Source organism: Actinoplanes sp. KI2 (genome assembly GCF_025630775.1).
Taxonomy (GTDB): Bacteria; Actinomycetota; Actinomycetes; order Mycobacteriales; family Micromonosporaceae; genus Actinoplanes.
The window spans coordinates 1-16,777 of sequence record NZ_JAOSZE010000054.1; the positions used below are offsets into that span (position 1 = coordinate 1).

Genomic DNA, 16,777 nt, shown 5'->3' on the forward strand with positions numbered 1-16,777 from the left:
CGTTACCCACGCCGCTGCAGCGACCAGCAGCATCAGCAATGCGATGATCCGCTTCCTCTCCACCTCGTTGGTCACACCTGACCGGCGCACCCGTACGCGCCCGCACGGTGATATACGGCACCGGGTTACACGCCTCATGCCCAAGGCGACCAACGGATGTCCGGACGGCGGTGCAGTGTCCGGGGCGGACCGCACGGGGCCAGTTGATCGCTCAGCGCGGCGATCTGCTCGCGTAGTGCCTCCGCCGTCGCGGCCGCGGTCGTCTCCCGTTCGGCGATCAGCGCCCAGATCGTCCGTGCGTCCACCCGCCACGCCAGACGCCAGGACGGTGTGGCGGTGTCGGTCAGCCGGCGGGCGACGTTGGAACGCACCCTGGCCGCCGTGCTGCGTGATCGCACCGTAAGCGTGGTGGCACACCGACTCGTATCAGCAAACGACCCGGATCGTATCGTCGTGCTGGAGAACGGGCGCGTTGATGGGAAGGTGCGGAACCGGGGTGGCGAGCAGGTCGATATCAGTCGTCGGAATGGACGCAGAAGCACCGGCCGGCTCCATTGTCGTCGTGATCGACGTCATTCGCGCTTTTACCACAGCCGCAGTCGCCTTTGAACGTGGCGCGACAGATATCTACTGCACGCCGTCGATCGGCGCTGCGCTCAGGCTCCGCCAAATTCACACGGACCGGATCCTCGTCGGTGAGGAGCGCGGCTTGAAGCCGGCGGACTTTGATTTCGGCAACTCGCCGTATGAGATGTCCAAAGCGCGCCTCGTCGGCCGGGGGCTGATCCAAGCGACGTCGAACGGCACACTCGGCCTCGCGCGGCCTCAAGACGTGGCCGCCTTGCTTGCCACCTCGGCGGTGAATGTCGGCGCCACGGCACGCTGGATCGACATGAACCACGCGAGGACCCCCTGCGTGATCGTGTGTACAGGCCGAACTGCGGAGGACTGGGTCTGCGCCCGCTACCTTCGCGACGTCCTCGAGGGCATGGATCCGAGGCCGGCCGATCTGATCGAGGGTATCCGACGGGGAGCGGCCGAGCATGCTCAGGCCTACTCAGTCCGCTCTGCCTCCGAGAGAGTTGATCTCTCGTTCGATCTGCCGTTCTGCAATGACATCGATCGGTCGGACTTCGCGATGGTCGCTCATCGGGACGACAATTACATTGCGGTGGAGGCCGTGCGGTGCTGAGCCATGGCGGTTTCCGGCGCATGAGCCTGCTCCAGGCACAGGGGCCGCATCGGGGTGTCAGGAGATCAGGATGTCGATGCCGTCCCCGAGCAGTTTCATGCCGAGCACCGTGAACAGGACCGTCATGATGGCGGCGTTGTGCTGCGCGGCCCAGGTCTTCCAGCTGGACAGGGTGTTCTTGGCGCGTTCGCCCGCGATCAGGAACACCGCCAGCGGGATCAGGGTCCCCGGGGAGCCGATGAGCGCGAAAATCGCCAGCCCCGCGACCTGCTTGTCGGTGGAAACCCCGGCCGAGCTGATCGCGGCGGCCGCGGCGATGGTCAGCCCGGCGTTCTTGGCATTGGCCGCGGACAGCACGAGAGAGAGCCCGAGGATCTTCACGGCGTTGAAGTGGTCGATCGCGGCCATCCACTTGGGCAGTTCTGCCTGCGAGGTGTCCGTGGGACGGTGCCGCCACTGCTGGAGAGCCAGCAGGACGAGCAGCAATCCGATGACGAGCTTGAGAACGCCCACCCAATCGGCCGGCTTCCCGTTCTCGGAGGCGCCGGCACCGCCGGTGATCGCCAGTGTGATCGCGCCGAGCCCCGCTAGTCCCACCAGCCAGCCGGCGGCGAACACCAGTCCGCTCACTCGCCCAAGACCGGCCATCTGCCGCCCATGCCCAGCCCCGACGTGCTGGGGCGCAACGGAACCTACATCGCCGTACGGAAGATTCACACCAAGGTCGCGGCCTGGCGACAGTACCTGCGCGCGAACACCTCCGGTCCCGAGGACGAGGCGCTCCTGGCGGCGAAGATGGTCGGGCGCCGGCCCAGCGGAGCGCCGCTGACGCTGACCCCGGAGCACGACGACCCGCAACTGGGCGCCGATCCGCACCGCAACAACGACTTCCTGTACCGGGCGGACGACGAGCGCGGCCTCCGGTGCCCCGCCAGTGCGCACGTCCGGCGCGTCAACCCCCGCGACGCCGACATCATCGGCAACGCGCGGATGCACCGCCTCATCCGCCGCGGCACCACCTACGGCCCGCCGTTGCCGGCGGGCGAATTGGAGGACGACGGCGCCGACCGGGGGCTGATCGGAACCTTCACCGGGGCCCACCTCGACCGGCAATTCGAGTTCATCAAGGCCGAGTGGGTCAACGACGGAAACTTCATCGGCTACCCCGGCGAGCAGGACCCGGTGGCCGGGCACCACGGCGGCACCAGCACCGTCACCATCCCCGAGAAGCCGTTGCGCCGCCGCCTGAAGAACCTGCCCAGCTTCGTGGCCACCCGCGGCGGCGAGTAGTGCTTCCTGCCGGGCCTGCGCGCACAGCGCTGGATCACCGACCCTGCTGTTGAGCGTCGTCCTTCTGATCGGCATCTACCGGCTGCCGGAGACCCGGACAGAGGTAGGTGGTAACCGAGCCTCCCTGCGGCGCAGGTGCAGGTATCGGGCCTCCACGTAGGAGTGCAGAGACTTGCGGGCGGCCCGGAAGTTGGCTTTGTCTCGTGGTCAGGTGAGGAAGGGAAGGCCCGCGTAGCCCATGGCTTCGAGGTAGGTGTCGTCGCCGCCGGTCTGGTTGTTGAGCTCGAGCGAGACCATGCCGTGGGCCACGGCCCACAGGTGCAGGGCGATCCGCTCCGGGTCGCCGGGGGTGAAGACGCCGGCTGTCTGGCAGCGTTCGACGCCTTCGACCAGGGGGCGGTAGGTCAGATCGGCGGCGGCCCGGTCCTCGGGGCTGGGCGTGAAGCCGGGGGCGATCCGGCCGAACATCAGCCCGTAGAGGTGGGGGCTGGCGAGCGCGGCGGCGCGGTAGGCCCTACCGAGCGCGATCACGTCAGTGAGCGGCTCGTCGGTGACAGGTACCGCGGCGAGGGCCTCGCCGAGCCGGCGGAAGCCTTCCCGGTGCATGGCCGCGAGTAGGCCTTCTTTGTCGCCGAACAGGGTGTAGACCGGCATCGTCGAGACGCCGGCGGCCGCCGCGAGTTTGCGCAGGGACAGCCCGCCCGGGCCGTCCTCGACCAGGATGCGGGCGGCCTCGTCCACCAGGCGGGTGGTCAGGTCGGGGCGGTTGACGGGCGTCACGGAGTCGACTATAACAACGTTATGGCCAATAACGTTGTTATAGCGTTGCACGCGGGGGCCGCCACGATCGCGATGGCGCTCGGCGCCTACCAATTGGTCCGCCGGACCAGGGGCGATCGGGCCCACCGCTGGATCGGCCGGGTGTGGACCGGCGCGATGTACTGGACGATCATCAGCTCGTTCTTCATCCAGCAGCTGCGGCCGGGTCACTTCTCGTGGATCCACGGTCTGTCGGTGTTCACCTTCGTGACGCTGTCGATCGGGCTGTGGGCGGCCGTGACCCACCGGGTGCAGTTGCACCGCAACTTCATGACCGGCTCGTACTTCGGACTGCTCGGCGCGTTCGTGGGCGCGGTCGTGGTGCCGCAACGCAAGATTCCGCAGTGGACCCTGCACCAGCCGGCCGGCCTGGCGCTGGGCCTGACCGTGTGCCTGCTGGTCACCGCGGCCGTCGTCGTGGCGGCGACGGCTCGTCGCGCCGAACAGCCGCTCAAGAGCTGAGCGCCCCGGCGTGAGGAGTCGCCGCCTCGGCCGCCCATTCCCCCGCCGTCGCGATAGCGGGCTCGCACCTGCGGCGAGGGGTGACGGCCGGCGACCGCCACCCCTATCTTTCCGTCAGTTGCCCGGCGCCTTCGGCAGGGCATGCTCGACGAAGCCGGTCACCGTGCCGCGAGCGGCCGCTGACTTGGCGAGCGAGTTGCCGACGCTCTCCGCGAGCACCTCGTACACCTGGTTGTTGCCGTCGCGAACCACGTACGCCCAGCCGCCTCCGGTGGAGACCGTGTAGGTGAACGCCGTCGGGTCGGTGACGATCACCCGGGCGCTCGCCTGCATCCACGACCCCCACACGCCACTGCCCTCGGCGGACTCCTGCGTGAAATAGACGGTGCCGTCGGTGCCACGCACGACGATGCCGGTCTTACCGCTGGTGGGGTCGCGCACCAGCGACGGCGAGCCGGCCGCGGTGACGCCCGGGATCGTCGTCCAGTCGCTCTCGAACGTGCCATCGCTCTGCTGCGACTTGGTGACCAGCGAGCCGTCCGCTGCGCGCACCACGATCCGGGCCAGGTAGCCGGTGCGGACCGAGAGGCCGATCCGGCCGGTCAGGCCGGAGCCGCCCAGGCTCGTGAAGTCGCTGAGCTTGCCGTCGCTGTACGTCGCGGTCTGCACGGCGCCGGTGGTGTCCAGCGCGAAGACGCGCAACCCGGTCTGGGTGAGCCCGGCGGCGACCTCACCGGTCAGGTTGGTGCCGCCGATGTAACGCCAGCCCCCGTACGGCAGGTGGGTGCCGTCCTGCGGCAGGTGCCACAGCTGGCCCCCGACGATCGCGAAGGTGACCAGCGAGCCGTCCGGCTTCTTGACCCTGACCGGCTGTGCCGCCCCGGACGGGTTCGAGACGCCAATATCGGTCCAGTTCGAGAACGTCGAGGCGTGCGCGGCCGTCTGAGTGGAGACGTCGAGGTCGGCGTCGCCGCCGTTCTGCGCGACCAGCGACGCCCGCCCGTCGGCCTGGACGTTCACGCTCGGGTGCCCCGCGTACAGGTCGAGGCCGCTCGCGGACTGCCAGATGATGTTGGTGAAGTTCTCCGGGCTGTCCTGATATCCGGTCCACATGTGGCCGGCGTCGGTCGTGTACGAGTAGACGATCGGGCCGAGCGTCGCCGTGCCGGGGCCGGCCTGCACGGCCACGACGGGGGTGTTGGTGGACGCCCCCACGGTCACTCCCGCTGCCGCGGCGGCGGGCGGGAAGTAGAACTGGTCGTTCAGCGTGGTGACGGCGGTCTGGCAGGTGTAGATGTTGATGGCGGTATTGATGTCCGTCAGGCCCTTGTAGACGTTCAGGCACTTGCCGCTCTGCACCGACTGGATGCGGTAGGTGCTCTGTCCGGCCACCGGCAGGAACCGCCAGAGGTTGTTCGTGGCGGTGGCGCTGCAGGTGTATTGGTGGACCGGGGTGTTATCGACTACCGCGGCCTTGTAGACGTTCAGGCACTTGTTGTCGTAGGTAGCGACGATCTGGTAGGTGTCCGCGCCGATCGGCACCACCTTGAACTTGTCGTTCACGAACGAGTCGGAGCAGTTGTACTGGATCAGCGGCGCGTCGTCGGCGGTCGTAGCGCCCTTGATGTTGAGGCACTTGTTGCTGTGCCCCGCCTTGATCTCCACCCCGGCAGCCGGCGTGATGGCCGCTTGCGCGGCAGACGGCAGGACCAGGAACCCGGCGACCACCACGAGCGCGGTGACGACCCGGGCCAGACGTACACCCATTCTTCCTCCCCCATTATTGGTATTACTCACGAACAAACTCGGCAACGTAGACGGGCTCCCAATCGGACGGACGAATGTCCAGCTGTTCTCCGCCGCGCCATTCCCGGGCGGCATTCCAGTAGCCAACCGCATCGGCGAGATCCGCATCAAGATAACCTCCGGAATACGGCACGGACGACGCTTCCAGGCGCAGGTAGATCCCGTAGTCCTCGCTCAACTGAAGAGGGCGGACCAGCGCCTCGCGGCGTATGTCCTCCGCGATCGACTCCACGCCCGGCCGCGTGCCCGCCGGCAGATATACGGCGAACGCCGAAACTCCGAGCATCCCGAAGACACCTCCCGGCGGGACGAAGAACGGCACGTACTCCATGAGGAATTTCGCCGTGTCGCGATACGCGAGCAGGTCGAACTCTTCGGCGACGTCGAGCAGATTGGCGGCTGCGACCAGCGCCAGGTGTCCCGGCTTCGGCGCTCCCTTGATCTGCTCACGCAGGGACGCCTGGGCGAACGTCAGGTGCCGTCGCCGGATCACCGCGGCAAAGCTGAAGAGCTCGCGCACCGGTTGCGGATGGTCTTCCATGAGTCTTCCTAGCATGGAGCGTCGCCGTTGATGAACGTGGTAATGGCCTTCGCTGCCGCGCTGCCGCAGATGTGCCGGAGCTCCGCGGAGGTCATCGCGTCTTTGAACTGTCCCGCATTGTTCAGGATGTTCGGGATATCCTTCATGTCCTTCAGATTGAAGGTAATCCTCGCGTCATCGCCGCCTTCGTCGACCATGGCGTCGATCATTGCCCTGGCCCGATCGGGCCCAGTACTCGTCCCGAAGAATCGCGAGTGGAACGGCTCCTGCTTCCAACTCTTGCCCCCGGTCGCTTCGACGGTGTCGGCGAGATTGCGGTCGAGTCCGAGAACCAGGTGTTCGCCGGAGACGCTGGCTTTCGCCGCACGCTCCGCCGCACGCTTCTTCAGCAGATCCCGAAGGCCGTCCGACCCTAGCTTATCGGCGTAATCGCCGCCGCTCGCTCCGGTGGGGCAGTTGTGGACGAGGATTGGCGTGCCGCCGGCGACCACATAGTACGTGTGGAGGCCGTCGACGGTGAGGTTGTGGACCTCGGTGTTCTGGGCCGTCCACGACCTTGTTGCCGTCACCTGGACGTACGTGCCGGGGCCGGTCTCCAGCATCGAGCCGGGCTTCAGGTCGGCCGCCTTGACCCAGCGGTGCAGGTCGGGCGCCCAGATCGGGTGGTTGTCCGTGGCGTCGATCGTCGCGGTCTTGGTGCCCTTCTTGCCGTCGACGTCGATGGTCAGCTCGACCATCTGCTTCGTGCCGATGCCGGTGATCAGGGCGGTGACCGTTCGGGCCTGGGTGCGGCCCGTCGTCGGGTCGGTGGCCATCACCTTGTCGCCTAGCTTGACCTGGTCGATCGGCCTCGTGGTGCCGTCGGCCATCAGGACGGCAGTGCCCACCGCGAAGCTGTTGCAGGTGGACGGTCTGGGGTTGGCGTGGATCGACGACTCGACGCTGGAGCCGGTGGTCTCGACCGCCTCGCGTCCTGCGGAACCGGCCGACCGGCCGGCCAGCGTGCGGCCGACCAGGCCACCCACCTGGGTGTTGCCGTACGAGCGGGCGGTGCTTGCCAGGGCCGCGCCGCCGTCCTCGAACGCCTGCTTCACGCCGCTCTTGATGAGGCCGCGTGCGGCGCCCCCGAGGGCCGCGCCGCCGAAGTCGGCGAGCGGGCCCATGACCGCGCCGGTCACGCCGCCCAGGATCGTGTCGGCGGCCATCTCCTTCCATCCCTTGCCGCCCTGCACCATGTCGCTGACCAGGGAGTCGGCCGCTCCCGCAGCGGCCGCGCAGAGGGCCAGGCCGAGACCGGTGGCGCCGATGGCCAGACCGCAGCCGCCGCCTACCAGGGCACCCACCACCCCGCCGATGAACTGGGCCTTGTGGTCGACCACGAAGTTGGCGGCGGTCTGGACGCCGCTGACGAGCATGGCCCCGGTGGACGCCGCCGCCGAATAGAGCGCCGTGGCGGCGCCGGTCATGTCCTGCACGACCGAGGTGAAGCTCTGCACCATCTTGGGCAGCAGACCGGCCGAGATGTGCACGCTGAGCGAGCTGAGCCCGGCCGTCACCATCGAGCCGATGCTCTTGAGCGAGACGTGCTGGACCGCGCTGCTGATCGCCGCCTTGGCTCTCGCCGTGATGGCCCGGCCCTGCTGCATGATCTCGTGCGCCCTGGCCTGGGCCGCGGCCTTGAGCCGGTTGAAGCCCGGGACGATGTGGTTGTTCCAGACGTTCTTGATCGTGTTCTTGGCGGCGTTGTAGACGTAGTCCCAGCCCCGGCCGATCGCGCTGATCCCGGCCTTGGCCTGGTTGTACAGCCACGACCCGGCGCTCACCGTGGCGTGCCAGGCGTACGACGCGGCGCTCTGCAGCGTGTTGACGGTGCTCGAGACGACGGTCGTGACGGCGTTGCCCACCGCGTTGAGGGCCTTGTGGCACCAGCCGCACGACGGCCAGTTGCCGGTCGGGTCGTTGTTGCCCAGCGGGTTGTCGCCGGCGTACGCGTACTTGTTCGCCAGCACCGAGTCGCCGGAGGTGTAGTTCGCGGTGTCCTGCGAGACGAACGTGCCGGTGCCCGGCTCGTACCAGCGGGCGCCCATGTCGACCTGGCCGGTGGCCGGGTCGGTCCAGTCGCCCTGGAAGCCGACGTGCGGCAGGCTGCCGGTCGTGGCGGTCTTCTGGCCGAACGGGTCGTACGCGGTGGAGCTGTCCAGCGACCCGAGGGAGCCGCCCGGGGCGAAGGTGCCCACCACGTCGTCGTGCGAGTCGGAGACGGTGAGCTTGACGCCGCTGCCGCTGGAGGAGACCGACAGGAGATCGCCGTCGGCGTCGCGACCGTACTTCTCGGTGCCGTCGTCGATCGGATCGGTGCCCGTGCCGGAGTAGAGCACCGTAGCGCCATTCCGGTTGATCATGCGGTCGAGGCCGTCGTAGACGTACGTCTCGCCCTCGGCGCCGATCATCCGGTCGAACGCGTCGAACGAGTACTGGTCGGTCAGGCCGGAGCTGGTCCGCGAGGCGAGCGTCCCGCGCGGGGAGTACGCGTACGTGTAGTCGCCGTCGCCGGTCACCCGGTTGCGCTCGTCGTAGGTGGCGGTCTTGGCCCCGGCCTTGATCCGGTTGCCGGAGTCGTCCCATCCGTAGGCGACCGTTCCGGCGCTCGACGTCCACGAGGTCAGGCGGCCCGCGTCGTCGTAGCCGTAGGTGTTGCTGCCCGCCCCGGCCGTGCCCGCGGTGTCCTTGCCGACGACGTGGTCGTCCAGGTCGTACCGGTAGGCGATCGAGAGGGCGGTCTGGCCGGCGCTGTTCTTCAGCACGTCCGAGTTGAGCCGGCCCAGGTCGTCGAACCCGTACGTCCGCACCCGCCCGGCGCCGTAGTCGATGCTCTTCACAAGGCCGGCCGCGTCGTACCCGAGCGTCTCGGCGACACCCGACGCGCCGTCCTGCTGCGTGGCGAGCCGGCCCTTCGCGTACGTGAAGGTGGCGGTGCCGGCCGCGTCGGTGCGGGTCGTCAGGTCGCCCTCGTCGTCGTACGCGAACGTCGCGTTGCCGGCCGGGCCGGCCGCCGTGAGCAGGTCACCGCGGTCGTCGTAGCCGAAGGTGTTCGCCGAGCCGCCGGCGGAGGTGACGGCGGTGGGCCGCCCCTCGGCGTCGTAGGTGATCCCGCGGCTGGCCGCGGCCGCGCCGCCGCCGCTGCCGCTCTCGGCGATCATGCGGTTGTCCGCGTCGTAGGTCCGCGTGCGGGTGACGCCGCCGGGCTCGGTCAGCGCGGTCGCGTTGCCGGCCAGGTCGTACGCCGTGGTCCAGGTGCGGTCGGTGAGCGCCGGCTGCGCCGTGGTGGACGGCTCGACCACGCTCTCGGCGAGGCCGAGGCTGTTGTAGCCGTAGATGGTGGCGTTGCCGCGGCCGTCGGTGTAGCGGGTGGTGTGCCCGGCCGCGTCGTACCCCCAGCTCGTGGTGATCGAGTGGCTGGCGCTGGTCGGCTCGACCTGCTTGACCAGGTGATCGAGGCCGTCGTAGGTGAACGTCACGGTCTTCTGCATCGCGTCCGTGCGCGCGGTCAGATTGCCGTTCGCGTTGTAGCCGTACGTCTCCTTCCGCAGCTCGTTGCCCGCCGGGTCGAGGTTGCGCTCGGCCACCACCTCGCCGAACGGGTCAAAGTCGTGCCGCGTCGTGCGCCCGGCCCCGTCGGACTGCCGCACCGGGTTGCCGAAGCCGTCGTAGCCCTGCTGGGTGGTCACCCCGGCGGAGTCGGTGACGCTCAGCTGGTCGCCCGCCTTGTCGAAGGTGGCCGTGGTGATCAGGCCGGTGGGCGACACCATCTTGATCGCGTTGCCGGCGTCGTCGTACGTGGTCGTGGTGGTCAGGGTCCTCGTCGACGGCTTGCGCTCGATGGTGGTCTTGGTGACCTGCCGGTCGAGGTCGTCGTAGGTCGCCTCGGTGCGCACGCCGGTGGGGCTGGTGCTGGAGAGCACCTTTCCGGTCCGGGTGTATGTGTAGGTCGAGACCAGCCGCTCGCTGTCGGTCGACCCGGGCGCGTCGGTCTGCACGAGGTGGTTGAGCCGGTCGTACGTGAACTTGGTGACGTGCCCCAGCGCATCGGTCGACGTCAGGACGTTGCTCAGCGCGTCGTACGTCTTCTTCACCGCCGGCGTCTGGGCGGTGTTGGGGCCCGGAGCCGTGTACTGCGGCCCGTCGGACTCGACGACGCGGCCCATCCGGTCGAACTTGGTGTGGCTGACGTTGCCGAGCGCGTCCTTGACCGCGACCGCCTCGCCGAACGCGTTGTAGCCGGTGAGCACGGTCGGGTTCGTGGTCTGCGCCCCGGCGCCACCGCTCTCCGTGGAGACGGCCGGCGCGATCACCGTGGTCTGGTCGCCGTTCTCGTCGTACCTGTATGTAGTCGTGTACGCCGTCTTGTCGGCGCCCGAGACGTTGCCCTGCGGGTCGGTCTTGGTCAGCGTGTAACCGCGCTGGTCGTACGTGTACGAGGTGGTCCGGTTGTTGGTGCCGTCGGTCGCGACCTCCTGGTCGAGCCGGCCGGTGGCGGCGTTGTAGACCTGGTTCACCACGTTGGTCGCGGACGCGTCGACGGTCCACGGGACGTTGATCGCGCTGCCGCTCATGGTGGTCTTGGTGACGTTGCCGATCAGGTCGTACGCATAGCTCGTGACCCGGTTGACGCCGCCCGGGTCCTGGGTCGTCGACTTGATCCGGCCCATCGAGTCGATGGTGTTGGTCGTGGTGAGCGTCCCGTTGTCCACCACCGACCTGGTGAGATTGCCGGCGGCGTCGTACGTGTTGTTCTCCACGACCAGGTCGCGGGTGCTGCCGTCCGGGTTGTGGAAGTTCTTCTGCACGACCTTCGACAGCAGGTTGTCGCCGAGGTACGTGTACTCCAGCCGCCGGCCCATCGAGTCGACCTGCGCGGCCATCCGGCCGCCGTAGTCGTAGACGTACGAGTTGAGCACCACGTACGGGTTCGAGCTGTCGCCGCCGCCGTCGTGGAAGTCGTACAGCCGCACCTCGGCCAGCTTGTTGGTGGCGGTGTACGCGTACTCGTAGTGGTTGCCGTTGCCGTCCACCACCGAGGTCCGGTTGCCGAAGCGGTCCCAGCCCTGGGTCTGCTCGTCGCCCTCGGGATTGACCGTCCGCGTCTCGTGGTTGTGCTCGTCGTACTCGATCGTGGTGACGCGGGCCGGTTCCGAGGCGTCCAGCGCGTCCTTCACCGTGGTCTGCACGACGTTGCCGTCCACGTCGTACGCGTTGGTGGTGACCGCCTGATGCTTGGTGCCGTCGACCGCGTTGGTCGTCACCGGCCCGGTGGTCGTGGTGAGGTGACCGAGGTCGTCGTACGCGAAGGTGGTGGTCACGCCGTCCGGGTAGCTGTCCGAGACGACCCGCTCCTTGACCTTGCGACCCAGCGCGTCGAACGTGTCCTCGGTGACCAGCCCGGTCGGCATGGTCTGCAGGGCGAGGTCGCCGGAGGCGGTGTAGCGGTACTTGGCCACCTTGCCGCCCGCGTCGGTGGCCGTGGCGATCAGGCCGGCCGCGATGGTGTCGGTGGAGCTGCCGTACGCCAGCTCGGTGCCGTTGGTATAGGTCCTCGAGGTGACCGAGCTGTCGGGCGACGTCTCGCTCGTCACGTCGCCGGCGTTGTTGTAGGCGGTCACCGTCCGGAACTGGTTGTCGGTGGCGCTGCTCGACCGTGGATCGCGCACCTCGACCGGCAGGTCGTTCTTCGGATCGTACGGGTTGCTCGCGTTGGGTGTCGTGTACGACGTGTACGTGGTCTGGCAGTCGTTCGTCGCCCGGCACGTCTTGCGCGACGTGACGTTCCCCCGGGCGTCGAACGTCATCGTCATCGCGTTGCCGTTCTCGTCCACGATCTGGCTCTGCCGGCCCTGGCTGTCGTAGCCGAACGACCGGACCACCATGCCGCTGAGCGCCTGCTCGACGAAGACCGGATCGCCGCTCGAGTCGTCCGGGATCGTCGTACAGAACGTCGGATAGCTGGGGTCGGGCGTGGTGCACGACTGCGACGGGCTGGGCGACGGCGACGCGCTGGGCGAGGGCAGCGGCCCGTCCTCGGGCCGGGTGGTGATGCCCAGCGGCGATCCCGAGCGCAGCAGACGCCCGGCGAGCGCGTCGTATTCGTAGAGGTAGGGCCGGTTGGCCGGGTCGAACACCTGCACCGACCGGCGCAGGTCGGTGTCGCCGCCGTAGACGGTCGGCTGCCCGATCTTCCAGGTGCCGCCGTTGCCGTCGGTGTATTCCGCGATGCGGTCGCCGCCGGTGTCGTAGGTCGTCTCCGAGGAGGTCTTGCCGCTGGGCAGCGTGACCTGGGAGAGGAGGTCGGCCTGCGCCGAGCCGTACTGATAGTGCGCCGCGACCGCCTGGTCGCTGAGCGCGTGGCCGTAGACCGCGATCTCGTCGAGGCTGCCGTTGAAGTAGCGCTTGGCCGTGCTGCCCCAGTTGGGCCAGGACGTCGGCGATGTCGCCCAGGCCGCGCCGGCCTGGTTGAACGTCATCAGGCTCGGGTCGAGCGCGCCGTCGGAGGCGGGCTTGCTGGCGATCCGGCTGCCGTCGACGTAGAGGGTCTGCACGTCGGCGGTGACCGAGAGCACGACGTGGTGCCACTTGTTGTTGCGCAGGTCGACGCCGCCGTCGATCGGCTTCGGCGTGGTCGCCGTGTTCTTGAACTGGCCGTAGACGTGGCCGTTGCCACCCACGTAGAGCACCGGCACGCCGGTGGTGGGCGTCGTGTCGACCGCCGTGTCCTGATAGCCGATCAGCGGGCCGCCGGTCTGCGACGTGGTCATCAGGAACCACAGCTCGACCGCCGTGTCCCGGCTCCTCTTGAGCACGCCCTTGGGCAGTTCGGCGACCGAGGTGGTCCCGTTGAACAGCCCCGAGGTGTTGGCCGAGCCGACCGCCGAGCCCGGCTGCTCGAGCGTGACGTTGCGCAGGGTCGCGGCGTCCTTGCCGAGGTTGTTGATGACCTCGCTGCCACCCGAGGTGGCGCCGGCCTTCTCGCCGAGCCGCCAGTACGAGTCCGGCCCCGAGTCGAGCACGCTGCTGCGGTAGTGCGAGCCCGCCACGTAGGTGTACGTCGTGCAGATCTGGGCGCCCGGCGCGCAGACCTTGTTCAGCACGTCGCCCGTGTAGGCGTACGTCCAGGTCAGGGCCCGCCCGTCGACCTGGTCGGTGCTCACGCTCGTCACGTGCGTACCGGTCGAGTCCCAGCCGAACGACAGGGCGCGGCCGGTCTTGACGTTCACCCCGGAGTGCCACTGCATCTTCAACAGCTGCGCGGTCGTGGCGTCGTAGGCGAACTGCAGCGTGCGCCCGTTCTTGTCAACGATGGTCAGGATCCGCCCGTCGCTGCCGCGGAACGAATACGTCGTGCCGGACACGTCCTTGAGCACGTACGCGCCGCTGACGACGGTGAGCTGGGCGGTCCTGCCGAGCGGCGCCGCGTACGTGCCGTCGATGTTGCGCCCGAAACGCACCTGCTGACCGTCGGCGTAGGTGACCAGGACGTTGCCCGACCCGTCGGCGTCCGCCGTGGCCCGCATGTCCAGCTCGGACATCCAGCCGACACCGAAGGCGAGCGTCCGGCGCGGGTCGAGACTGTTGTAGCTGCGCGTGATGCTCAGCTGCGGTCCGGCCGTGGCGACCGTGGCGTCCACGGCGGCCGTCGTGTAGTTGCCGATGTCCGGGTTGAACTCGCGATCGTTGCCGCCGTACGGCGCGTTCGCCACCCGGGACGTGATCACCGGCTGCGGCACAGCGGTGGTCAGCGAGGCGTAGCCGCTCACGACCTCGGTGGTGTTGTCCTTGACGTAGGCGCGCCAGACGTACGGGGTGCTCCACTTGAACGTCCCGGACGGAATCGTGAACGCCTGTTTCGTCTGGTACGCCGTGGTCGTGCAGCCGGTCGGGTTGCCCGAACTGTCGAGCGAGCAGTACTGGAAGCGGTACTGCAGGGTCTGGCTGGGCGGGGCGTCCAGGTCGACGGCCTGCGCCCAGAGCTGCGGGGTGAGCGTGGGCGACTGATATCCGTTGGGCGGGAAGAGCGCGCCGACCGTGGGCGGGATGTTGTCGACCCGCAGCGCGATCCGGGCCGGTGGCACGTACTCGTCGGTGAAGACCCGGCCGCCGCTGGTCGCCATGCTGAAGTCGATGAGGTACGACCCGACCGGCAACGCGCGGATGGTGGCGTCCAGGGTGATGGTGGCGCCGCGGGCGACGGTGGACGGCAGCGTCGCCGCCACGTACTGACCGACCTTCGCGCTGGTGGACGCGTCGTAGACCCGGTAGACCAGGTTGAAGCCGCTAGCCGTCCAGTCCATGGCGCTCTTGTTGGTGACCGTCACCTTGACCTTGCCGGCCTGGTTCTGCAGGACGGCCGGCTGCGGCGTCGGGTTCGGCACCGAGTACTTCGCGTTGTACGGCGAGTGCGTGACGTACAGCCGCGGCGGGTTGGCGCTGCTCGTGCCCGCGATGGTCTTCCAGGCGCTCTCGTCGGAGACCGGCGCGCGCAGCGAGATGCCGTAGTTGCTCTTGCCGGTGACCCAGCCCTGCACGAGGTCACGGCCCTTGGAGCCGAGGTCCATCACCGTGCCGGTGACCGGGCAGGCCGAGGCGGTCTGGTTGAAGCCCACGTAGCCCTGGGCGAAGGAGGACGTGGCCAGCGCGCCGCCGACGGCCGGGCCCGGGTAGCTCGTGTTGGTGCTGGAGCTCCACGACGCGGTCACCGGATAGACGCCCAGCGTCCGCGGCTTGCAGGAGGGCGCGTCGAAGGCCGCGAAACTCAGCTGCGCGCTGTAGATGGTCTCGTTGGCCAGGTCCGAGACGAGGCCGGAGAAGCGCAGGTAGGACGCGGAGTTGACGCCGTCGCGCCGGCCGACGGCGAGGTCGCCGCCGCCGTGCGAGGAGCCGCCCTGCACGACCAGGCTCTCGGTGGCGGCGCCGTTGCCGAGCACCGGCGGGTCGAGGCGCACCGGGAAGGCGCGGCCCTTCGCGGCGAGCCAGCCACGGTCGATCGACAGCTGCAGCGCCGGACCGCCGCCGACCGTGACGAGACGGTAGGTGACCGCCTTGGAGACCCGCGAGCCGGCGTCGATCAGGTAGCCAGCGGGAATCGTGGCCGCCGTGGCGCCGCTCGCGTCGCGCAGCACGACCTGGTTGCCGGAGAGGCTCGCGGTCAGGCCGGTCAGGTGCAGCGGGAAGACGAACGTGCCGGGCGCGTCGGCCGAGCCGAGGACCAGGGTCTCCTTGAGAGCGCCGGGCTGCGACTTCAGCTCCAGGTCGGTGTCGGTCCACACGCCCGCGAAGCGGGCGGTGTCCCCCGCAACGCTGGCGGTCGCCGGCCGCGCGCCGTTTGCCCCGTACGCGAGGACGCCGCCGCCCGGAAGCGTGACCCGCACCAGTTCGGCGGCGTCGGCCTGGCCGGCGATGTGCAGGGCGACCGAGTCGGCGTCGCGCCGCCAGCCGCCGGCCGGGTCGGCCGCCAGCGAAGTGTCGACCGGCGCCCAGCTGCCATCCGCCTTGCGGTAGTTGACCGGCGCCGTGGAGTACTCGGTTGTCTGGGTGCCGTCCGCGTTCGCATAGGTCCGTTCATGGGCGCCCCGTTGGCCGACGATCTCGTGGCTGCTGCCGTCGGTGCGGAAGCCGGTCACCTTCCGGGCGGCCGGCGCGGCCTTCAGGATCGCCGTGTTCGCGGGCAGGGACGGCGCCTTGACCGGCGGGTATTTCGACCGCAGCGAGGGCGGCCGGTAGGTGTTGCGGTGGCCGTCGGCCACGGGATCGACCCCGGCCGCGTTACCCCAGCGCTGCCGCGGCGCCGGTTTGTCGGCTCGCCGATCGGCCTTCACCGCGGCCGGGCGCGGGTCCAGCTGGACCGCGGTCGTGCCCTCTTGCGCGGAGCAGGCGCCGACCCACAACGCCAGGCCTGCGGCGAGCCCTAGGTGCAGCCGGCGCAGAAAGCGGGCTCCCGAACTGTTTTTACGCACACCAAAATAGCCTCGACGCCGCATCACACTTGCCCCCGTGATTTGACCGCACGACAAAACGCATCGATTGATCTCGTAGTTTTGGCGGACGTAAGCTACCGCGAGCAATAGATCGACATCAAGGCGAAGCCTGGTATTACATTCAGAGATCTTTTGGTGGTGGTTCGCCTCGGCGTCGGCAATGGCCCGGCGCCACCGGAATCGGCGGCGGTCGTCCCAGGTAGATCCGGGCCGGCCCGGTCCGGGTGTACGCGTCGAGGTTCTCGACGCCGCGCCGGCGGGCCGCCACGACCACCCGGGTGAGGGTCGTCCGCGGTGCCAGTCGCCGCACAACAGATGCGCCGTGCGGCGCAGGTGCAGGTATCGGGCCTCCAGGTAGGAGTGCAGCTCGGCCTCGACATCCCGATGCCCCGTCAGGATTCACATCCGTAAAGACCGGCCCGGTTGCCCCGCCGTTCAAGATTTCTCAACCCATCGGGCGTGAAGTGGGCGTTCGTCGGCCCGAAACGGGCAGCCGTTTTGTCGGATTCGTCAGTGTGCGCCCGGGAATGCGCTGTGGGAGGCGGCCGGGCAACGGGCACGGATACCACGAAGTTGCCCGGACAGTGATGCGGGCCACACGATTTCTCCGGTGTTACAAATAGTCGACGGTCGGTCGGAGGA

9 protein-coding genes are annotated in these 16,777 nt (G+C 68.9%); 3 read left to right on the forward strand and 6 right to left on the reverse strand.

Annotation, left to right across the window (positions count from 1 at the left end; all coding sequences use genetic code 11):
* Positions 1 to 134: 134 nt before the first annotated feature.
* Complete coding sequence (locus ODJ79_RS39735) at positions 135 to 371, reverse strand: hypothetical protein (RefSeq protein ID WP_263028869.1); 237 nt, start codon at positions 369 to 371, stop codon at positions 135 to 137.
* Positions 372 to 526: 155 nt separating this feature from the next.
* Between ODJ79_RS39735 and ODJ79_RS39740 the strand changes: the two genes are divergently transcribed.
* On the forward strand, positions 527 to 1,192 hold the full coding sequence (locus ODJ79_RS39740) for a 2-phosphosulfolactate phosphatase (protein WP_263028870.1): 666 nt from the start codon (positions 527 to 529) through the stop codon (positions 1,190 to 1,192).
* Positions 1,193 to 1,249: 57 nt separating this feature from the next.
* Here ODJ79_RS39740 and ODJ79_RS39745 read toward each other — a convergent pair whose 3' ends face one another.
* Positions 1,250 to 1,822, reverse strand: a complete 573-nt coding sequence (locus tag ODJ79_RS39745) for a GAP family protein (RefSeq protein WP_263028871.1) — start codon at positions 1,820 to 1,822, stop codon at positions 1,250 to 1,252.
* A 27-nt stretch (positions 1,823 to 1,849) separates the two neighbouring features.
* Here ODJ79_RS39745 and ODJ79_RS39750 point away from each other — a divergent pair, with 27 nt between their 5' ends.
* Positions 1,850 to 2,482, forward strand: coding sequence for a Dyp-type peroxidase (locus ODJ79_RS39750; protein ID WP_263028872.1), 633 nt, complete (start codon positions 1,850 to 1,852; stop codon positions 2,480 to 2,482).
* 207 nt (positions 2,483 to 2,689) lie between these two features.
* On the opposite strand, the gene ODJ79_RS39755 is transcribed toward ODJ79_RS39750, so the two are convergent.
* Positions 2,690 to 3,262, reverse strand: a complete 573-nt coding sequence (locus ODJ79_RS39755; RefSeq protein ID WP_263028873.1) for a TetR/AcrR family transcriptional regulator — start codon at positions 3,260 to 3,262, stop codon at positions 2,690 to 2,692.
* A 21-nt stretch (positions 3,263 to 3,283) separates the two neighbouring features.
* On the opposite strand from ODJ79_RS39755, the gene ODJ79_RS39760 reads away from it, so the two are divergent.
* A complete protein-coding gene (locus tag ODJ79_RS39760) occupies positions 3,284 to 3,763 on the forward strand; it encodes a DUF2306 domain-containing protein (protein WP_263028874.1) in 480 nt (159 codons plus the stop codon).
* A gap of 114 nt (positions 3,764 to 3,877) precedes the next feature.
* Here ODJ79_RS39760 and ODJ79_RS39765 read toward each other — a convergent pair whose 3' ends face one another.
* From ODJ79_RS39765 to ODJ79_RS39775, 3 genes are read right to left on the reverse strand one after another with little or no spacing between them, the layout of a single operon-like run.
* Entirely contained in the window at positions 3,878 to 5,530 is a 1,653-nt protein-coding gene (locus ODJ79_RS39765; protein ID WP_263028875.1) for an RICIN domain-containing protein, read from the reverse strand.
* 22 nt (positions 5,531 to 5,552) lie between these two features.
* Complete coding sequence (locus tag ODJ79_RS39770) at positions 5,553 to 6,110, reverse strand: hypothetical protein (protein WP_263028876.1); 558 nt, start codon at positions 6,108 to 6,110, stop codon at positions 5,553 to 5,555.
* Positions 6,111 to 6,118: 8 nt separating this feature from the next.
* Positions 6,119 to 16,114, reverse strand: a complete 9,996-nt coding sequence (locus tag ODJ79_RS39775; protein WP_263028877.1) for an RHS repeat-associated core domain-containing protein — start codon at positions 16,112 to 16,114, stop codon at positions 6,119 to 6,121.
* Positions 16,115 to 16,777: the final 663 nt, after the last annotated feature.